General features: G+C 59.9%; 16 protein-coding genes and 2 pseudogenes. 3 read left to right on the top strand and 15 right to left on the bottom strand.

Features of this window, described 5'->3' with window-relative positions:
* Nucleotides 1-66: 66 nt before the first annotated feature.
* Nucleotides 67-975, bottom strand: a pseudogene (locus ACSQ36_RS07305) (LysR family transcriptional regulator); the annotation flags it as partial.
* Between the two features lie 538 nt (nucleotides 976-1,513).
* Between ACSQ36_RS07305 and ACSQ36_RS07300 the strand changes: the two are divergent.
* Complete coding sequence (locus ACSQ36_RS07300; RefSeq protein ID WP_436181383.1) at nucleotides 1,514-1,735, top strand: mechanosensitive ion channel family protein; 222 nt, start codon at nucleotides 1,514-1,516, stop codon at nucleotides 1,733-1,735.
* A 462-nt stretch (nucleotides 1,736-2,197) separates the two neighbouring features.
* Here the strand turns inward: ACSQ36_RS07300 and ACSQ36_RS07295 are convergent, their stop codons facing one another.
* Complete coding sequence (locus ACSQ36_RS07295) at nucleotides 2,198-3,187, bottom strand: LysR family transcriptional regulator (protein WP_436181382.1); 990 nt, start codon at nucleotides 3,185-3,187, stop codon at nucleotides 2,198-2,200.
* 339 nt (nucleotides 3,188-3,526) lie between these two features.
* Here ACSQ36_RS07295 and ACSQ36_RS07290 point away from each other — a divergent pair, with 339 nt between their 5' ends.
* Nucleotides 3,527-4,954 carry a PLP-dependent aminotransferase family protein gene (locus tag ACSQ36_RS07290; RefSeq protein WP_436181381.1) on the top strand — a complete coding sequence of 476 codons (1,428 nt, stop codon included), beginning with the start codon at nucleotides 3,527-3,529 and terminating at the stop codon, nucleotides 4,952-4,954.
* A gap of 42 nt (nucleotides 4,955-4,996) precedes the next feature.
* On the opposite strand, the gene ACSQ36_RS07285 is transcribed toward ACSQ36_RS07290, so the two are convergent.
* From ACSQ36_RS07285 to ACSQ36_RS07250, 8 genes are all read right to left on the bottom strand, one after another.
* A complete protein-coding gene (locus ACSQ36_RS07285; protein ID WP_436181380.1) occupies nucleotides 4,997-5,254 on the bottom strand; it encodes a MoaD/ThiS family protein in 258 nt (85 codons plus the stop codon).
* A gap of 38 nt (nucleotides 5,255-5,292) precedes the next feature.
* Complete coding sequence (locus ACSQ36_RS07280; RefSeq protein WP_436181379.1) at nucleotides 5,293-5,844, bottom strand: molybdenum cofactor biosynthesis protein MoaE; 552 nt, start codon at nucleotides 5,842-5,844, stop codon at nucleotides 5,293-5,295.
* A 45-nt stretch (nucleotides 5,845-5,889) separates the two neighbouring features.
* On the bottom strand, nucleotides 5,890-6,990 hold the full coding sequence (gene moaA / locus ACSQ36_RS07275) for a GTP 3',8-cyclase MoaA (RefSeq protein WP_436181378.1): 1,101 nt from the start codon (nucleotides 6,988-6,990) through the stop codon (nucleotides 5,890-5,892).
* A gap of 268 nt (nucleotides 6,991-7,258) precedes the next feature.
* Nucleotides 7,259-8,170 (bottom strand): bestrophin family protein, encoded by a 912-nt coding sequence (locus tag ACSQ36_RS07270; protein ID WP_436181377.1) that lies wholly within the window; start codon nucleotides 8,168-8,170, stop codon nucleotides 7,259-7,261.
* Nucleotides 8,171-8,207: 37 nt separating this feature from the next.
* Nucleotides 8,208-9,215, bottom strand: coding sequence for a cytochrome d ubiquinol oxidase subunit II (gene cydB / locus ACSQ36_RS07265; RefSeq protein ID WP_436181376.1), 1,008 nt, complete (start codon nucleotides 9,213-9,215; stop codon nucleotides 8,208-8,210).
* Between the two features lie 4 nt (nucleotides 9,216-9,219).
* Complete coding sequence (locus ACSQ36_RS07260) at nucleotides 9,220-10,626, bottom strand: cytochrome ubiquinol oxidase subunit I (RefSeq protein ID WP_436181375.1); 1,407 nt, start codon at nucleotides 10,624-10,626, stop codon at nucleotides 9,220-9,222.
* A 263-nt stretch (nucleotides 10,627-10,889) separates the two neighbouring features.
* Nucleotides 10,890-13,163 carry an FdhF/YdeP family oxidoreductase gene (locus ACSQ36_RS07255; RefSeq protein ID WP_436181374.1) on the bottom strand — a complete coding sequence of 758 codons (2,274 nt, stop codon included), beginning with the start codon at nucleotides 13,161-13,163 and terminating at the stop codon, nucleotides 10,890-10,892.
* A 239-nt stretch (nucleotides 13,164-13,402) separates the two neighbouring features.
* Nucleotides 13,403-16,201, bottom strand: a complete 2,799-nt coding sequence (locus ACSQ36_RS07250) for an AAA family ATPase (RefSeq protein ID WP_436181373.1) — start codon at nucleotides 16,199-16,201, stop codon at nucleotides 13,403-13,405.
* 532 nt (nucleotides 16,202-16,733) lie between these two features.
* Between ACSQ36_RS07250 and ACSQ36_RS07245 the strand changes: the two are divergent.
* A pseudogene (locus ACSQ36_RS07245) lies at nucleotides 16,734-17,128 on the top strand (HAD family hydrolase); the annotation flags it as partial.
* 50 nt (nucleotides 17,129-17,178) lie between these two features.
* On the opposite strand, the gene ACSQ36_RS07240 reads toward ACSQ36_RS07245, so the two are convergent.
* The 5 genes from ACSQ36_RS07240 to ACSQ36_RS07220 form a co-directional block, all read right to left on the bottom strand.
* Nucleotides 17,179-17,283 carry a TraR/DksA C4-type zinc finger protein gene (locus ACSQ36_RS07240; protein ID WP_436183114.1) on the bottom strand — a complete coding sequence of 35 codons (105 nt, stop codon included), beginning with the start codon at nucleotides 17,281-17,283 and terminating at the stop codon, nucleotides 17,179-17,181.
* A gap of 3 nt (nucleotides 17,284-17,286) precedes the next feature.
* Complete coding sequence (locus ACSQ36_RS07235) at nucleotides 17,287-17,559, bottom strand: TraR/DksA family transcriptional regulator (RefSeq protein ID WP_436181372.1); 273 nt, start codon at nucleotides 17,557-17,559, stop codon at nucleotides 17,287-17,289.
* 181 nt (nucleotides 17,560-17,740) lie between these two features.
* Nucleotides 17,741-17,938, bottom strand: a complete 198-nt coding sequence (locus tag ACSQ36_RS07230; protein WP_436181371.1) for a hypothetical protein — start codon at nucleotides 17,936-17,938, stop codon at nucleotides 17,741-17,743.
* Between the two features lie 268 nt (nucleotides 17,939-18,206).
* Nucleotides 18,207-18,458, bottom strand: a complete 252-nt coding sequence (locus tag ACSQ36_RS07225; RefSeq protein ID WP_436181370.1) for a hypothetical protein — start codon at nucleotides 18,456-18,458, stop codon at nucleotides 18,207-18,209.
* Between the two features lie 469 nt (nucleotides 18,459-18,927).
* Nucleotides 18,928-19,569 carry a hypothetical protein gene (locus ACSQ36_RS07220; RefSeq protein ID WP_436181369.1) on the bottom strand — a complete coding sequence of 214 codons (642 nt, stop codon included), beginning with the start codon at nucleotides 19,567-19,569 and terminating at the stop codon, nucleotides 18,928-18,930.
* Between the last annotated feature and the right edge of the window lie 120 nt (nucleotides 19,570-19,689).

Raw genomic sequence — 19,689 nt, 5'->3', positions numbered from 1 at the left:
CGATTTTCGACGGGTACGCCATCGGCTTATTTCCGATTCCTCGTATCGGTCGGAGCGAGAATTCGCATCCGTACGCACTCTCTGGAGAATTTCCGGCGTGCAGTTCTTCAACATCGTCACAATCATCCGCACCCGTGGCGGCACCTGGCGCTGTGCCTGACCCAACAGGTTCAGATCGAAGGGCGCCAGATCGAATTGCGGCAGTATGCGGACCAGCCGGCCGGCCGCGAGCGCATCAACGCAAGCCGGCTCCTCCAGAACACCAATGCCGACACCCGATATGACCAATTCATACATAGCCCGCCAATGACTGGTCGTGATCGCCGTATGAATCGGGGTGCCTTCCACGAGGGTCTCCGCTTGCCTGAGCGGCAGTTGGCCTGTTCCGAACGTATCCTGGACCCGAATGAACGGATGTTTCACCAGACCAGACGGCTCGGAAACTGGACCATGTTGACTGAGATAGCTCGGCGCGGCTACGAGGACGCGTCCAACCTGGCCGAGCTGACAGGCAATGAATGCCCCTTCTCCGAGTTGCCCGAGACGAAAGGAAATATCCACGCCCTCCGTCACAAGGTCTGCCGCTCTGTCGTTGAGGAGCAGTTCCAGGTTCAGTCGGGGATAGGCTGCGCGCACTAGCGTCAACGCCTGAGGCACAACCGTCTCGCCAAAGCAATGGGGTGCTGCGATGCGAATCGTTCCCCCGAGATCCTGCTCGTCGTTGAACACTTCCGAGACCGCCTGTTCCACGGCGTGCAGAATCCGCTTGCTACGCTCGTAGAAGATGGCGCCCTCGGGCGTGCATTTGAAAGCGCGTGCACTTCTGAGCAGGAGCCGGCAGCCCAGATATTTCTCAAGCCGCTCGATGCGTTCGCTCGCGGCCGGCTGTCCGATATTGAGGTCCCTAGCCGCGTTGGAAATGCTCCCGCGCTCAACCACTCGAACGTAAATGCGCATGGCTTCTAGCAGATTCACAGTGCCCAACCTGCCTTTGCGCCGTTATGACCATCGGCACCCCATCCTGCAGGAGATCGATGGCACACGCGGATGCCTCCCTCCGGTTTTGCCTCTTCCATGCTTTGTCTCCACTCGTTAAGCGTCGCCAGGTCCCATTTCGGGCCTGGTCTCTAAACGTGCGCAATCGATCGATTATTTACCCTGTCCGGCAAGCGGCCGGTTACTTCAATTCCGGCTGGAGCCCGAATTACCGGAAACTGTGATTCGCGCCCCAGACAGATAGCCCCGGAACGCAGTCCCCAATCGCGGGTTCAAACATCTATCAGCAGAACGCCGTCGGCGTAGGAGGATGGTAACGACCCAACATAAAAGTCAAAAGCAGCCCGGGCCAATATGAAGTATCGAAACCGCAAGGATCCAGCAGACGTAGATGCTGCTTTTTTTATTGTGCGGCAGTCGTTCGGTGGCCACAGGCAGGCTCCCATGTACAGCCTCAGTTCAAGGGGCGTCTTGATCCTGATGTTCCTGGTGGCGATCTTCGTCGCGTTCGCGATGTTTGGCTGCTCGCGATCCCGGAGCGCATGATAAACAGACAGCGGGCATCGTCCCGAATCTGTTCGCTGCAGTCGTGATCGGAGTCGGCGGCTGGATCGTCTCACGCGTACTACGTGGCCTCGCTATGAACCTGCTGAATGCGGCCGGCGCTGACCATCTTCCGCAAGAGCTTCCGCCCGGGACAGCCGCGAAGCTGTCGAACCTGGCGCGAACGCTGGTCTAGCCCGTTATGTTCGTCCATGTTTTACGTTGTGTGCTTTCTCGAAGTACTTGCCAAAATCGGCCCGCACATGCTGATAGCCGCCATGATTCTCGTCATCGCTCACTGTCCACCGCCCCATCGCCCCATGCATGCTGGTTGGTTCCTGTGGCCCGACAAAGCACGGCCCCTGTTCGCGCGGATAGAGCAATCCGCGATTCCCGTACTGTGTTCGCGATGGGCCTTCACTGCGGTGGGCATTGCAGTTAGATCGTCCGGCTCGCGGCTGGCACCTGGCGCAGTCGCAGTTAGGCGTTCGATTGGCTGGATGGCAGCGAAGCACCTGAAAGCAATCTGAAGACTGGTTGAGCGCCAGCGCAACGGCCGGTAAAATAACGCCTGCCCCACAACTGATCGTCGCCACCGAGGTGCGGCGACATCGGGAGCTGGTCAGGAAGACTATCTGTTGTCGACCGGCAGCGCGGGTCAGGCCTGCAACGACGGATGCGGAGGGACGGCAACATCATCGTCCGAAGGTACTTCGAGCCCGCTTGCCGCTTTGCTGCAGTCGATGCGCACCCTCTCCAGGATTTCCGGAGTACAGTTCTTCAACATCGTCACAATCATCCGCACCCGTGGCGGCACCGGACGTTGGGCCTGGATCAGCACATTCAGATCGAGCGGCAGCACCTCGAATTGTGGCAGTATGCGGACCAGCCGACCGGCCGCGAGCGCATCGACGCAAGCAGGCTCCTCCAGAACGCCGATGCCGACGCCCGACATGACCATTTCATATACAGGCCGCCAGTGGCTGGTCTTGATTGCCGTATGAACCGGCACGCTTTCCACGACGGTATCCGGGTGTCTGAGCGACAACTGGCCCGTGCCGAACATGTTCTGGACCCGAATGAACGGGTGTTTTACCAGGTCAGACGGTTCATTGATCGGGCCGTGCTGGCCCAGATAACCAGGCGCCGCGACCAGCACGCGCCCGACCTGCCCCAGATGGCGGGCGATAAATGCTCCTTCTCCGAGTTGCCCAAGACGAAAGGAAATATCCACACCCTCCGTCACAAGGTCGACGATCCTGTCGTTCAGAACCAGTTCGAGCGCCAGTTGCGGATAGGTCGCGTGCACAAGCGCCAGCGCTTCGGGTACGATCGTCTCGCCAAAGCAATGGGGCGCCGCGATGCGAATCGTTCCCTTGAGATCCTGCTCGTCGTTCGACACTTCAGCGACCGCCTGTTCCACGGCGTGCAGAATCCGCTTGCTACGCTCGTAGAAGATGGCACCCTCGGGCGTGCAATTGAAAGCGCGTGCACTTCTGAGCAGGAGCCGGCAGCCCAGATATTTCTCAAGCCGTTCGATGCGTTCGCTCGCGGCCGGCTGTCCGATATTGAGGTCCCTCGCCGCGCTGGAGATGCTCCCGCGCTCAACCACTCGAACGTAAATGCGCATGGCTTCTAGCAGATTCACAGTGCCCAACCTGCCTTTACGCCGTTATGACCATTTGCGCCCCATCCTGTGGGCAGCAGGTGGTCCGCGCGCGCACTTCGCTTCGGTTCTGCCTCTTTCATGCTTTGACTCCAGATATTACGCATCGCGAGGCCCCGGCGTTGGGGCCTCGCACCGCGTATTCAATGGAGAAAAGATTAAGATAGGAGCGCCCATCGCAGAGTGCACAAATCGAACCGGCGTCGGTCAGTACAATTCGGCTGCGATCCCAGCACGGGGCGGCATGCTACCGCAAGGGCGCGCAAGCCTGAAGGCGAGCCGCTACGACGTGCTGCGACGAAACGCCGGAGGAATTGGCGCATGAATCTCTATGAAAAGCTTGCAGACGACATCGAGAAACTGATCCGGCAAGGTGTCTACCGCCATGGCGAACGCCTCCCGTCCGTGCGGCAGACCAGCCAGCATCATCGGATCAGCGTCACCACGGCTATTCGCGCGTACGTATTGCTTGAGAGCCGCGGCTTGCTGACGAGCCGGCCTCAATCTGGCTATTTCGTCAATTTCCGGGGCGATGGGGGCGAGCGGAAGACGCTCGAACTGCGGCCGTCAAAACCGATCCCGATTTCCTCGCCGGTCGACGTCAGCCGGCTGGTGCTCTCGACGCTGCGCTCGATCGGCGTCGATGACGCGGTGCCGCTCGGATCGCCCTACCCGGACGCCAGCATGTTTCCATTCGAGCGGCTCAACCGGTACGTCTATGATGTTGGACGCGGCAAGGTGCAGTGGGGCGTGACGGACGCGCTACCACCCGGCAACGCGCAGCTTGTGCGCCAGATCGCGCGCCGATACCTGGAAAACGGCATGGCGGTGGATCCGAACGAGATCATCATCACGGTCGGCGCCACAGAGGCGATCAATCTCTGCCTTCAGGCAGTAGCGAAGCCGGGCGACGTGGTCGCCGTCGAGTCGCCGACCTTCTACGCGATGCTCCACGCAATCGAACGGATGGGCATGAAGGCGATCGAGGTGTCGACTCATCCGGAGCACGGTATCGACATTGAGGCGCTGGCGGCAATCGTGGAGTCGCAGCCGATTGCCGCCTGCATGGTCATGCCGAACTTCCAGAATCCGCTGGGTTTCCAGATGCCCGACGAGCGTAAGCGTGAACTGATCCAGTTACTGACAAAGCATGACATTCCGGTCATCGAAAATGGCGTCTACAACGAACTGCATTTTGACGGCACCCACCCCACCACGTTGAAGTCCTTCGACACGAAGGGGCTGGTGCTTCATTGCGCGTCGTTCTCGAAGAGCCTGACGGCCGCGTACCGGATCGGCTGGGCCCTGCCCGGCCGTTACCGCGATCAGGTGGAAAAGCTCAAGTTTTTGAACACGTTGACTTCTCCGACGATTCCCCAACTGGCGATTGCGGAATACCTGGAGCGCGATGGCTACGAGCATCATCTGCGAAAGGTGCGCAAAGCATACGCACAGCAGGCCAATCTCATGAAGGTGATCGTCTCGCGCTTCTTTCCCGAGGGGACGCGCATGTCCAACCCCACAGGCGGATACGTGCTGTGGGTCGAACTGCCGCCCAAGGTCGATGCGATGCGGCTCTATACGCTCGCTCTCGATCAGGGGATCACCGTCGGGCCCGGGTATATGTTCTCGGTCTCGGAGACGACCTATCGGAATTTCATCCGCCTCAATTACAGCAGTCCGTGGTCGAGCGAAATCGAGCAGGCGGTGATCACCGTCGGCAAACTCGTTGCAATGTGCGCCCGCTAGGCTTGCGGTGGCCCTTCCAGTTTCGCTGGCAATCCAGTTCGCTCAGCCTCCCGTAACGGGCGGAAAGAACGCGATTTCGCTGTCCTCGCGCACGACAAACGACTCACTGACCATCTCCTGATTGACGGCCGTACGGAGCGGCCGCCCGCCAAGCAGCACATCGGCCATCCGCTCGTCTCTCGACGCGAGCCTGATCCGCAAGCGATCGATGGTCAGTTCAGGAGTATCGACGTGCACGATCTCCTGCGAGATTCCGAGCTGTTCTCGAACGCTGGCGAAATACCTGATGATGAGTTTCATTCCTGTGTTCCTGTTGCAGACGCGGGGCAGACGGCGCGTCAACCCCAGCGCAGCATCGAGCTTTCGTCGCGGGTCCTGGCCTCGACCCACACGGACGCACCATCACGCCGGATTTCCTTCTTCCAGAACGGCGCATGGGCCTTCAGGAAGTCCATCAGAAATTCGCATCCGTCGAATGCCGCCCCGCGGTGCGGCGCGGCGACCACGACAAGTACTACCGCCTCGCCGAGCGCGACACGACCGACCCGATGCACGATTTTCACGGTACCCAGATGCCATCGCGCGGTCGCCTCTTCGATGATGCTCCAGAGCGAATGCTCGGTCATTCCCGGGTAGTGCTCGACGTCGAGCGCCACGACGTCGTCGAAATCGCCGCTCTGACGCACCACACCGAGGAAGTTCACGATCGCCCCAACATCCGGATTGCGCATGATCGGCGCAATTTCCGACTGCATATCGATCGGCTGCTGCTGGATACGCACTTCGAAACCCGACGCGATGGTGATCGGCTGATAGGCCAGATCGTCTGCACTATCATCGGCAGGCGTTGCTTCAGGCTGTGCGCAATCAAGGGGCTGCGGTGTTTTCATGGCGGCTCTCCTATCCATGTCTGCTTTGCAAGCGTGGGCTAAGCGTCAGCCGCCAACCAGCGACATACGGACTGTAGGATAGAGTTTTCCCGGTCCCGGCCTGCGCTGCGTCGAGCGCAGCTCGGAGTAACGGTCGTCGCGCTGGATCCAGCGGCTGTGAACGGTCAGGGCCAATTGCTCGGCCGAAGCGGCGTCAGTGAGCCACGGCCGGAGGTCCGTGCCGTGTGTGGCGAAAAGGCATGAATAAAACTGGCCGTCGGCCGACACGCGGGCGCGCGAACACGAACCGCAGAATGGTTGCGATACGCTCCCGATAAATCCGACTTCGCCTGCGCCGTCGGTATGTCGATAGTTGACTGCCGTGCCCATCTGTTGACCCATGACAATCGGGATCAGCGGGAACTCCGATTCGATGATCTCCCTTGTCTCGCGTGCGGTGATCACCTTCGTGTTCGACCAGCCGCCCGCTCCGCCGACGTCCATGTATTCAATGAAGCGCACCGCCACGCCACTACCTTTGAACAGTCGCACGAGCGGCAGGATCTGGCTCTCGTTGACGCCTCGCTCGATTACTACGTTGACCTTGATCGGCGCGAGTCCCACCGCGCGCGCCGTCTCGATCCCTTCCAGTATCCGCGACACGGGCATGTCGACGTCACTCATCTGGCGGAACACGGCGTCGTCCACGGCGTCGAGGCTCACTGTCACGCGGTCGAGGCCGGCGTCGCGCAGCGAGCGCGCCTTCGCGGCGAGCAGGGAGCCGTTTGTCGTGAGCGCGAGCTCCATCGGTTTGCCGCTTGCGGTCGTCAGTTTCGCGAGCTGTTCGACCAGGGATTCGAGCCCCCGCCGCAGGAGCGGTTCGCCGCCGGTGATACGTATTTTCTCGACCCCGAGCAGAGCAAACGCTTTCGCGAGCTTGACGATCTGCTCGAACGAAAGGCGTTCCGACGACGGCAGGAACGGGTAATCCGCGCCGAAGGTGTCGCGCGGCATGCAGTACGTACAGCGGAAGTTGCATTGATCGATGACCGACAGACGCAAATCTCGCAGCGGACGATTGAGCCTGTCCACGGGGGGCGCGCCGCCGCCGGAGATGCGATGCCCGGGTGCGGTATCTGCGGGGATGAGTTGGTCGATGATGTTCACGATCTATCGGAAAGTGGGCAGCGCGCGCTGGAAAACGGAGCAACGACAGTCGTCAATCTGCTCGGAAGCGCGGCTGGCCCGTGAATGACCTGGTCCCAGAATAGGGCGTCCGTCCCGTGTATGGGACGCACAGTCCGCGCTGAATCTGAGGAGTACAGTCTCGCGCGCCGCATGTGGCACATGGCAGGGAGGCAGGGAGGCAGGGAGGCAGGGAGGCAGCGAAGCTCACAGAGCCCGACGAGATAATCACACGCCTTGATGGCCGCACTTAAGTCAGTTGATACGCCCGCGCCGGCTCGACCTCGGCGGGCAGTTCACATCCACACAGTTCGAGAATCGACCGCTCGATACCGCGGGTCATGGCATCGAGTGCCAGCGCATTCGGCGCGAGACTAAATGGCTCAGCGACTTCACTGGCAATCGCTTCGAGCGCAATCAGCGTATAAGCAAAGAAGACACAAATCAGAGGAGTGAATAACTCCGTCGAATCGACGAGACCGAACGGCAGCAAGAGGCAATAGGCATAGACGGTACGGTGAAGCAGCACGCTGTAGGCGAACGGAATGGGCGTGGAGGCGATCCGCTCGCATCCTCCAACCGTCTTGCCCAGTTCGTTGATCTGCGCGTCGAACATCCACAGCTTCGTGTCGGTTATTGATGCCCGGCATTGCAGATTGGCGAAGTCGCGACGAAGGTCATTGAGAATCGCAACCGGTTTGTAGCAGGTATGCTGCAACGCCTTGGTTCGCTCGTGCCCGAGAAAGCGAAGGAGATCCGGAGTCGGGTCGGTTCTTCGCAACTGGTGCTTCAGCGCATAGACACTCGCAATCAGGGTATGGGCCGTGTTAAGCCTCTCAGCGCTGTCCGGGGCGTAACACAGCATCTGTGACGTCAGCGCCCGCGCGGAGTTCAACAGGTTGCCCCAGAGATGACGTGCCTCCTGGAACCGCTCGTAGCTTGCGTTATTGCGGAACGCAAGGAAGATCGCGAGAGCAAGACCGAATAACGTGAAGGGAGCTGTATTGAGCGGCACCTTCTCGCCAAAAATGCGTCCGTGCGTCAGCACAGCGAGACTGCTGACCACCGCCATGAAAACCAGTTGGGGAATAATCGACTGCAACACGGAACCGTTCCAGACAAACAGCAGCCGGAACCAGTTTCCACTTGGTCTCACAATCATGATGTGCTTTTGTAGTGTATAGACCGCGCCGTTACCATTAGTGGTAGCCGGTGTCCCCTTCCCGGACTTTGCCCCGGAAGACGCGGTACTGCATGGCGTTGTAAACGAGGATGACCGGCAGCACGATCACTGTGCCGACCAGCGCAAAGAGCTGGCTCGAGTGGCTCGACGAGGCTTGCCAGATCGTGAGCGACGGCGGAACGATGTTCGGCCAGATGCTGATGAGCAAGCCGCTGAAGCCGAGAAAGCACAGCGCGAGCGAGAGGAGGAACGGAATCGCTTCGTGCTTCAATCGCAGCGATCGGAACATGCCCCAGATACAGGCGATCACCAGAACCGGCACCGGCAGGAACCAGCCGAGATTGCCGCTGCCGAACCAGCGTTGCGCCACGGCGGGCAATCCGATCACGGTCCAGAGACTCACGACGATCATCGCGCCGAGCAGGACGATCACGAGCGGCTTCATCACCTGGCGCATCTTGCGCTGCAGTTCGCCGTCCGTCTTAAGGATCAGCCAGCCGCAGCCGAGCGTCGCATACGTGACGAGTACGCCGATTCCGCAGAACAGGCTGAACGGCGAGAGCCAGTCAAACGGGCTGCCGACGAAACGGCCATCGGCGATCCTGATGCCTTGCAGTAGTGACCCCAGTACGATGCCCTGGCAAAGCGCCGCAAGTGCCGAACCGCCGATGAACGCGAGGTCCCATGCGTGCTGGGTTCTGACGGCTTTTGCACGAAGTTCAAAGGCCGCGCCGCGGAAGATCAGACCCACGACCATCAGGATCAGCGGCAGATAGTTTGCCGGCAGCAGTGTCGAATAGACCACCGGGAATGCCCCGTAAAGCCCAGCGCCCCCGAGCACGAGAAACGTTTCGTTACCGTCCCAGACCGGCGCGATGGTATTGAGCATCACTTCCCGATCGCCTTTCGCCTCGAAGAACGGGAACAGCAACCCGATGCCGAGATCGAATCCGTCCAGCATCACGTATATGAAAACACCGAGTCCGATAATCGCGGCCCACACAACAGGAAGATCGATTTGCATGTGGTTACTCCCTTTCCAGTGCTGTGGGGGCGTCTAATGCGTCCAGCGGGCGATTGCGCAAGACTGGATGTCTGCGGGTTTCGCGGTGGTCGACATGCTCTTCCGGCCCGCGCTTCATCATCTTCAACATGTAGTAGACGCCCATTCCGAACACGAGAAAATAGACCAATACAAAGATCAGCAGCGAAACGCCGGCCTGCTGGGCGCTGATCGGCGAGAGGGAATCTTCAGTACGCAACACACCATAGACCGTCCAGGGCTGGCGGCCGACCTCCGTCGTGATCCATCCGGCCAATAGCGCGACAATTCCGGACGGCCCCATGCACAGCACAAACATCTGGTACCACCGGGTCTCGTAGAGACGGCCGCGCACTCTGAGCAGCAGTCCAAGCAGCGCAGTCAGCAGCATCAACATGCCAAGCCCTGCCATGATCCGGAATGTCCAGAACACGATCGGCGAATACGGACGGTCTCTCGCCGGGAAGTCCTTCAAGCCGCGGATCTCTCCGTCCCAGCTGTGGGTCAGGATGAGGCTGCCCAGATGCGGTATCTGGATCGCGTATCGCGTCACCTCAGCGTCCATATCCGGCAGACCGATCAGGTTCAGCGCGGTGCCCCCGTGCTCGGTTTCCCACAGACCTTCAATAGCTGCGATCTTGGCCGGCTGATATTCGCGGGTGTTGAGACCGTGCGCGTCGCCGACGACAATCTGTATCGGTGCAAGAAAGAGGAGGATCCACAGTGCCATCGAAAAACTACGTTTGACAGGTTTGTCGCGCCGCCCCTGCAACAGATGCCACGCACCGCAAGCGGCCACGATGAAACCCGCCACGATGAACGCAGCGATCGTCATATGCGCGAGGCGATACGGAAACGACGGGTTGAAAATCACCTTAATCCAGTCGACCGGGACAAGCTTGCCATTCTCGATGGCGAATCCCTGCGGCGTCTGCATGAAACTGTTCGACGCGAGAATCCAGAAAGTGGAAATCAACGTGCCCACTGCGACCATTAGCGTCGCGAAGAAATGCGCGCGCGGACTCACTCGCTGCCAGCCGAACAGCATGACGCCGAGAAAGCCAGCCTCGAGAAAGAACGCAGTCAGTACCTCATAGGTCAGCAGCGGCCCCGTGATGTTGCCGGCAACGCTGGAAAATCCACTCCAGTTGGTACCGAACTCATAGGCCATCACCACCCCCGAGATCACCCCCATCCCGAAGCCAACCGCAAAGATCTTCGACCAGAACAGGAACATGTCCTTATAGGCAACGTCGCCGGTCAGCAGCCAGCGCCATTCCAGCACGGCGAGGAAACTGGCCATGCCGATGCTGATTGCGGGAAAAACAATATGAAATGACACCGTGAACGCAAACTGCAACCTGGCAAGGTGGAATGCATCGAAGATTTCCATAATGGGTCAACAGCTCCAGGTTATAACGGCATTTGCGTTAAAAGGGACGTCATGCGGCGACGGGACGGCTACGCGACTCATTGAGCGCGATAAACAAGGTTTTCTGGCAAATGGGTCGACCGAAGAAGGTACCAGTGCGGCAACGCGTGCGTGAGATCGCCGCTGGCTAGTGCCGTCCAAAGACAGCGTTCGTGCTCGACCTCCTGTGGATCCGTCGGCTGGACGCACGCACCCAGCCGACAGACTGGCGCTCCCTGTCAAAATCAAACTACCACCGAGCGGACCACGCGAACTGGCGCTGACTTGTAGGACGGTGTGCCGCTTTCCTTGTCAATGTAGTCGAGCGGTACCAGCACATTTGCTTCCGGGTAATAGGCGCCCACCGAACCTGGCGCGATATCGTAGGCAATCGCGGTAATCTTCTCCAAACGGAGCTGCCTGCCCGCTACGGCCGTCTCGATGTCGACCAGATCGCCGTGTTCGAGTCCACGTTCGGCGAGATCGTCCTCGTTCATGAACAGCACGTCACGTCGGCCGAACACGCCCCGGTAACGGTCGTCCAGCGCATAGATGGTGGTGTTGTACTGATCGTGGCTGCGCAGCGTCACAAGGCGCAGTACATCGTCGCCTTCCACCTGTGCGTCTTCCGTCACGCCGTGATACACCGAGAACATCGCCTTGCCGGTCGGCGTCGGGAAAACGCGCTCGGTCGGCGGCAGCGGCATGCGAAAGCCGCCCGGCACGCGGATGCGTGTGTTGTAGTCTTCGAAACCCGGGATCGTCTTTTCGATCAGGTCGCGAATCTTGTCGTAATCGGCGATCAGCTCCATCCAGTTAACCTTGCTGTCCGGGAGCGTCGCTCGGGCGATGCCCGCCACAATGGCGGGCTCCGAGCGCAGGAATTCGGACGCGGGCGTGAGCTTGCCGGCCGACGCATGGACCATCGACATCGAATCCTCGACGGTGATCGACTGGCCCATGCCGTTCTGCACGTCGAGTTCGGTGCGGCCGATCACCGGCAGGATGTACGTTTCCTTCGCGACCAGCAGGTGCGAGCGGTTGAGCTTGGTACCGAGATGCACACTCAGATCGAGCGCTTTCATCGCCGGAAAGCACTGGTCCGAATCGGGCAGCGCGACCGCGAAGTTGCCCCCGAGGCACAACAGCGCCTTCGACTTGCCCGCAATCATCGCCTGCATGGCCGCGACTGCGTCGTGTCCATGTCCCGCGGGTGGCTTGAAGCCGAAGACCTCCTCGATCTTCGCGAGGAATTGCGCCGACGGTTTCTCGGTGATGCCGACCGTGCGGTTGCCTTGCACGTTCGAGTGGCCGCGTAGCGGGCAGATACCGCCGCCTTCGCGGCCCATGTTGCCGCGCATGAGCAGCAGGTCGCAGATCAGGCGCACGTTCGCGGTGCCCGTGTTGTGCTGCGTGATCCCCATTCCGTAAGTGATGATCGTCGACTTCGCTTTCGCGTACGCGTCGGCGACGTCCGCGAGCTCCTCTCGGGTCAGGCCGCTTTCCGCTTCGATGTCTTGCCAGGAAGTGGCCTCGATATCCGCGACGAGCGCGTCAAAGCCTTCCGTGTACGTGTCGATGAACTCGCGGTCGAGTACGTCGCCGCGCTCCGTGTCGAGCGCGAGTACCGCCTTGATCACACCCTTGAGCGCGGCCGCGTCGCCGCCAGCTTTCACCTGCAGATAGGTCGACGCGATTCGGGTTGAGCCGAACGTCGCCATCTGCAGCATGGCCTGCGGATCCTGGAAGCGTTCCAGCGCGCGCTCGCGAAGCGGATTGAACACGATGATCGGGACACCGCGACGCGAAGCTTCCCACAGCGTACCCATCATCCGCGGATGGTTGGTGCCCGGATTGTGGCCCATCGAGATGATCAGGTCGGTCTTCTCGAAGTCGTCTAGTGACACGGTGCCCTTGCCGATGCCGATCGATTGCGGCAAGCCGACACTGGTCGGTTCGTGGCACATGTTCGAGCAATCCGGAAAATTGTTTGAGCCAAATTCCCGTGCGAACAGCTGAAAGAGGTATGCGGCCTCATTCGAGGCCCGGCCAGACGTATAGAACTCAACCTCGTCGGGTGACAACCCACGCAGGATTTCACCGATCCGGCCGAACGCTGCCTCCCATTCGACGGCCCGGAATGTGTCCGTGGCACGGTCGTAGACGAGCGGATGTGTGAGCCGGCCCATATCCTCCAGTTCAAAATCCGATCGCTCCAGCAGCGACGACACCGTGTTCGCCGCGAAGAACTCCGGGCGCACCCGCTTGGTCGTTGCTTCCCAGGTGACCGCCTTGGCACCGTTTTCGCAGAACTGGAACGTAGACTTGTGCTCCTTGTCGGGCCATGCGCACCCGGGGCAGTCGAAGCCATCAGGCTGATTGGTCCGAAGTAACGTGAGCGGAGCCTTGATGCTCTCCATTTGCAGCCGGATGGCCTGTGATGTCGCTTTGAGCGCCCCCCAACCACCAGCTGGGTGGTCATACTCCCGGATACCGGGTACTTCGCGTCGGCTAGTCATATTGTGGGCTCCATGAACTGCCCCAGGGGATCTGGAGACTGTCTTGCTCGGGTTACGCCGCATCGCGGCGCAAGGGTCACATACCTTTTGAGTCTACTTAGGTCGCAATACCGCGGTACGCACAGATCGGACAGCGGCCGAACAGCACAGTGCTGCGATACCGCTGCCACATCAACCATTCTGGGAGTCCGTACGCCGCCGGCAATGCGGCAACGGTCGCTCCCGGCCTGTTGGACAGATCACTCCTTCGAGTCGGCACTTCCAGCTTGTTCAGCGCTGCTTGCAGCCTTGGACGATTTTCTTTTCGCACGTCCGTGAGCACCTTTAGCGCTCTTCACTTTGGGAACCGCCTCGGGGAGTGCCTCGCTCTTGCGGAACCTCACTTCGCCACTGTCCTCGTCATAGCTGACATCAACGGTGTCTCCCGATTTCAGACGGTCGCCGAGAATCTCCTTCGCGAGCCGTGTTTCCAGCTCCTGGCGAATCTGGCGCTTCAACTCGCGGGCCCCGAACTCCGGCCGATAACCGGCCTCGGCGAGATGATCGATCACGGACTCGTCGATCTTGAGGGTAATGTCCTGCGCCGCGGTGGTGCGTTCCACCCGTTCGAGCTGGATCTGCACGATCGAGCGGATGGTCTCGCGCGAGAGCCCGTGGAAAACGATGATCTCGTCGATCCGATTGAGGAACTCGGGACGGAAGTGTCCCTTGAGCACGCCCATCAAATCCTCGCGGATCGCTTTCTCGCTCTGCTGATCGGCCTCGGGTTTTTCGAGGTTGTCCATGATGATCGAGGCGCCGAGATTGCTGGTCGCAATGATGATCGTGTTGCTGAAGTCGACCACGCGGCCCTTGCCGTCGGTGAGCCGCCCGTCGTCGAATACCTGCAGCAGCACGTTATTCACATCGGGATGGGCCTTCTCGATCTCGTCCAGAAGGATCACGCTATACGGACGGCGCCGGACACGCTCGGTCAGCTGGCCGCCCTCGTCATACCCGACATAGCCCGGAGGCGCGCCGATCAGCCGCGCGACCGCATGACGCTCCATGTATTCGGACATGTCGATGCGAATGACCGCCTGCTCGTCGCCGAATACCGTTTCCGCTAGCGCTTTCGCGAGCTCGGTCTTGCCCACACCGGTGGGGCCGAGGAACAGGAACGTCGCGATAGGCCGGTTCGCCTGGCCGAGCCCCGCACGGGAGAGGCGCACGGCGTCGCTCACGGCAATCACCGCGTCGTCCTGCCCGACCACACGCTCGCGCAGTTTCCTCTCCATATCCAGCAGCTTCTGGCGCTCTTCCTGCGTGAGTTCCGTGACCGGAATTCCGGTGAGGCGCGACACGACTTCGGCGATCGACTGCACGGTCACTTCGAGCGTTTCCGAGCCCGTTTTACGCTGCCATGCCTCCATCTTCTCGTCGAGGCTCGCCTGCTTTTCGCCGATCCGCGCTTCGAAATTTTTCGCTTCGTCGAAGCGCTTGCGCGAGGATGCGTAATCCTGCTCGCGTTTGAGTTGGGCGATTTCGGCCTCAAGCTCCTGAATCGCTGCCGGACGCGAGGTCGCGCCGATGCGCACGCGTGCCGCTGCCTGGTCGATCAGATCGATGGCCTTGTCAGGCAAGAAGCGCGACGTAATGTAGCGATCCGACAACTCGGCGGCAGCAACGAACGCATCGTCGGCAAAGGTCACCTGGTGATGCGCCTCGAGCTTGTCGCGAAGGCCTCGCAGAATGACGATGGTCTGCTCGACCGTCGGTTCCGGCACCAACACCGGCTGAAAGCGCCGCTCGAGCGCCGCATCTTTTTCGATGTACTTCTGATATTCGTTGAGCGTCGTAGCGCCAATCAGACTGAGTTCGCCGCGCGCCAGCGCCGGCTTGAGTACGTTGGCGATGTCGAGGCCGCCTTCGCCCCCGCCCTGTCCCGCGCCCACAATCGTGTGCAGTTCGTCGATGAACAGAATCAGTTCGTCCTGTTTCGCCGCGACTTCATCGATCAGTTGCTTGGCGCGCTCTTCGAACTCACCACGATACTTCGCGCCTGCCACCATCGAGTTGATGTTGACTTCGATGAGCCGCTTGCCGCGTAGAACTTCGGGCACGTCACCGTTGATGATGCGCTGGGCAAGTCCCTCGACGATCGCTGTCTTTCCGACACCCGGCTCGCCGATCAACACAGGGTTGTTCTTCCTGCGCCGCGCGAGCACCTCGATCGTACTTTCAATTTCCTGCGCGCGGCCGAGCACTGGATCGAGCTTGCCCTGACGCGCCAGCGACGTGAGGTCGCGTCCGAATTTATCGAGCGTGGGCGTGCCGGTTGGCGTGTCCACGCGGCCGTCCTCCGCGCCTTTACCCACAATTTTGACGACCTTCTGCCGCAACGCTTCCGGTGTCACTCCATATTTCTTCAGGAGCGTACCCGCGATGCTGTCCGGCACGGCTGCAAGTCCGATGAGCAGATGCTCCGGGCCGACATAGGAATGCCCCAGATCGCGCGACGCCTGGAACGCATATTGGAACGCCTTTTTCAAACGAGGCGAGACAGTCATCTTCTCGATCGCCGAGTCAGGATCGCCGGTTCCCTTTTGCGCATGCTGATCGATGTATCCCTTGATGTCCTCCGGCGAGAGCTTGAGTTCCTTCAGCAGCGCCGCGCACACGTCGCTGTCCGCGAGCACGTATAGCAAGTCCTGAGTATCGAGCTCATTGCGGCGGTGCTCGTGCGCCCTCTCCGCGGCGTGCTGCAACAATTCGAGTGTCTGCTCACTGAACGCGTCGGTTGCGTCGACCGATTCGCGCGGCACCTCCGCGGCAAGCTCTTCGTCGTCGTGCCCGGCCTCCTGACCGATGCCGCCGAAGAAGCGCGACAGGCCGCCTCCTCCTAGCAGGGAATCGAACGGGTTGAGCATGCTTTGATGCCGCATCAACTGACGATAGTCGTAGTCGCAGATCGACATGGACTTCCGCTGGCCGTTCTGGACGACGGTCACACGAGCGACAGCGGGACGGGCATTACAGATTTCGCAAAGGGCTGCCATCGTAAATTTTCACCTTTTATCAGTTGAAGCACTCGTCTTGTCGAACGTTGCACGGCGCGTTCTTCTGTTTTTGCGGCTACTTCGGATCTTAGTCACCCGTCAGCATTGCAAGCGTCCCGTTTGGCGCAGATGAGACGCACGGATCCTGGTGGGATGGGTCAGGTGGACGGCACGCTACCTGCGGACACGACGTGCGTGCCGAAGCCGGGCAGCACCGGATCGGGAATGGCGGCGAGCCGGCAATGCAGGTTTTTCACGTTCAAAGGCTCCTTTAACGGGAGCCGATATTCAGCGAGTCGCCGCAGCGCGTTTTCAGCCAGCGAAGCACGTGTCCAGCGAACCCGCAAACAGAACCTGAGCGTGATGATTAGAGCAAAGCCGTAACACGCCCCTGAATTCTATGGATGGATCGTGAGGAAGTGAATATCGGTTTTTCCGATGCTATGAATTGGTAGTGCACCACCATCTTGTACATATGCAGCGGCAGAAACGCTGCACTATTTATTGGCGCAACCGGTTATCCAGGCTGAGCGAGCGGTTTCGCCGCCCTCACGCTACCGCCTGCCAGCGATTGCGCATCCAGGTGTGCCCACTGCCGTAGAAACCGCGGCGATCAACCTGAAGGCGCCAGGTGTCAATCCCGCAAGTGCTGTTGTCGTTACGCGTTACGACGTCAAATACGTGCAGCCGGACCGGACCTGTTCATGGCTGCCGCGGAGCGCCTGAACGTACCGATCGAGCAGGCAATCGTAGTGGGCGACGCCATCTGGGACATGCTCACCGCCGGCGATGTCGCGCGCTGGGCGTGGGATTATTCTATCGGGCGGATACGGCACCGAAGAACTGGAGCGCGCAGCCGTCCTACGACTCTATGACGATCCCGCCAATCTGCTGGATCACCTGGACGAGGTTGCCGTGCGGTCATAAATTCCAGGCGTATTCCGCGAACGTCCCGCACCATCGGCAGTGAGAAGCAGTTACTTGCCGGCTTCCCGCTTCTCCTGCTCGGCAACGGTCAGGATAGCCTCAGGCATGACGTCGAGGCGGGCTTTCGGTATTGGCTCTTCACTATCATCGGACAGGCCCTAAGTACCGTCCGCGATCTTCTGCAGAGCCCGCTCGATATCGCTGATGCGCTGGTCGTTCACATTACGTAGCGACTGGTTGACCTCCTGCTGCTCCATTGACTGTGCATAATCCTCCAACTCCCCGGCCTCCTCGCCGTGCTGCTTCTCATTCGTGCGCTCATTGGCGACCGTATTTTCCTCTCCGCCCAGCAATTGCTGGCGCAGCGCCTCAAGGCGCTTGCGCTGCTGCGCGATGAACTCATCACCCAATTTGGCCTCTTGCCCTGACATTACTCTCTCCTGCGCCACTGTTGACGCGTGATCCGACGAATCAGCGAAACGCCGCATGCATGGCCCAGGCTCGCGGACTGTCTGTTAGAAGTCAAAATGCTGTCTCGACTGGTACAAAGGACCAGGCGGCAACGAACAATGTGCTGGTAGCGCTTCACTCAAAGCGCCCCACCATCACGAGTCACGCGCCCAACTCCTGAAATGCATGGCCATTGGCCTCGAGTCCTTTCAGGATGTCAGGAGACAATTCGCTCTGCCATACATGGCCCTCGAATTGCCAATCACTCTGGTCAGCGAGGTCGGGGAGCCCCGCTTTCGTACGCACATAGAGCCCAAGCGTCGGCTTCTTCAGGTTGATGTAGAAATCGAATTGCTGCATCGTTTGACACCTCAAGCGAGGTACGCTTTCAACGAATTGTATTGTGAGCCAACCATCGGGAACGCATCGGCTCAACCTTTTGGGCTGTTCGCAAGGTCCCGATACCACGCAACGGCGCCACCCGCCCCAGGAACAATACAGTCTATTCGCGCAACATTGGAAGACAGGTCAGGTCACTTCGTTCATGATGTATTTTCAGGCAGGGGTTTTCCGGCATGTACGGCAGTCGCCCCACTTGCTGTCTTCCCTCTTCAGGAAAAGGGCACAGTCAGCTATCGTCCACGTTGTCCGCATAGTGATCGATGGCGACCCTGGCTTCATCAACCAATAACTGGAGCATGGCGGGATCGCTAACCTGCAGCCACTTTTCGATGCGCAGGAAGCATTCAGTGCCGAGATCGGCGATACGGCCCGGATCGGTCGTCGTTACATGGACGATGGCCATTGCCCGTTTACGCGATATGGGCGAGAGCATGGCAGAAATCTCAAATCTTCGGTAAGTCTGGTTGTTGATCGACATCGCTTCTCCGAATATGCTCATGGATCATGCCGCGCTCGCTAGACGGTCCACACTTCCCGCCAGACAGGCGGCGTCCGAAACGACGCAGCAGCTGGGGCTCAACGACAAAGTCATCTACCTCGACCGGGTGACGTTCAAAGATAGCATTTCCGGGCATATACGCCACGGTCCGTCAGCCGATTCACAATATCGGCCAGGACACAGGTGACTCGACGCCCAGGACGAGGCGCTTTGGCAAACCGGAGAATCCGATTGCACCCGACTTGCTCGCTAACTCTTCGGCGCCCTCGACAGCCTGGCTGATGCCCTGTTCGCGAGGGACAATATGACTCAGCAGGTCCAGACACGCATTCCCCAGCGGGAGTGAAGCTTTCCGTCAACAGCGCCCGGGTCAGCCGTCCGATATCCGTCACGGGTGCAAAACCGACCTTTGCGTATGCCATAAGCCTTCTGGCACGTTACACTGGGATCAAGCCGACGGGCTCGAGTTGCTGGAAACCCGCAACGGGTCGGCTGGCGACGGGCCCTTGCCTATGACGGCGCCATGAATTGCATCGGTAAGCTCATTATTGATCTCGATGAGCCGGCGTACCTCATCCTGAATCTTCAGTAGCGCCTCTGCGTCCTTGTAGGTCTGTAACGCCTGCTTGTCTGAGGCTGCCGCTGAAACCCTCTGGCCCACCATAATGACCGACAGCAACACAAGTTGCAGAAAGGTTTGCGCAATCCACGAGATCAGGGTCGACACACCGCCCTGGATAGCCGACGGCAAGCTGACAAGCGCGATCGCCGCAAATACATAGGCGCACCACATCGTCCCGACAGCGTTGGTGATGGCGACGGCAATTCTTCCGTTCAGCCCCATGTGCTCATGCGCGGTAAGGTGTGGCCCAGCACGTTCGCGCTCCTTGATTCGCTGATTGGGAGTATGTTCGGCTTTCATCATGGGTTCCCACTGGAAGATTAGTACTGCGGTTGGTTTTCCGAACACCGTCGTGGTCGACGAGTTGCGCGAGACATTTGATGATCGCCTTTTTGCCAACGCAGGTACTCGATGCGCGCTGCACTTCTTCGCATGCTCACCGTTGTAAGCCTTGTTTTGTGTGGCCATAACGTCAGCCCCTGAAAGGCACCCAGGTCACATCCGTGTCCGCGAGCACGTCAAGCCCGTGTCCGGCATCGAGTCTCATCCCGTCAACTCTAACCTTCACATTCCTTAGCTTTGGGCAGT

Source organism: Caballeronia sp. LjRoot34 (assembly GCF_964253815.1).
Classification (GTDB): Bacteria; Pseudomonadota; Gammaproteobacteria; order Burkholderiales; family Burkholderiaceae; genus Caballeronia.
The sequence above is the reverse complement of the archived record's forward strand: the minus strand, read 5'-3'. Positions and strand labels throughout refer to the sequence as shown.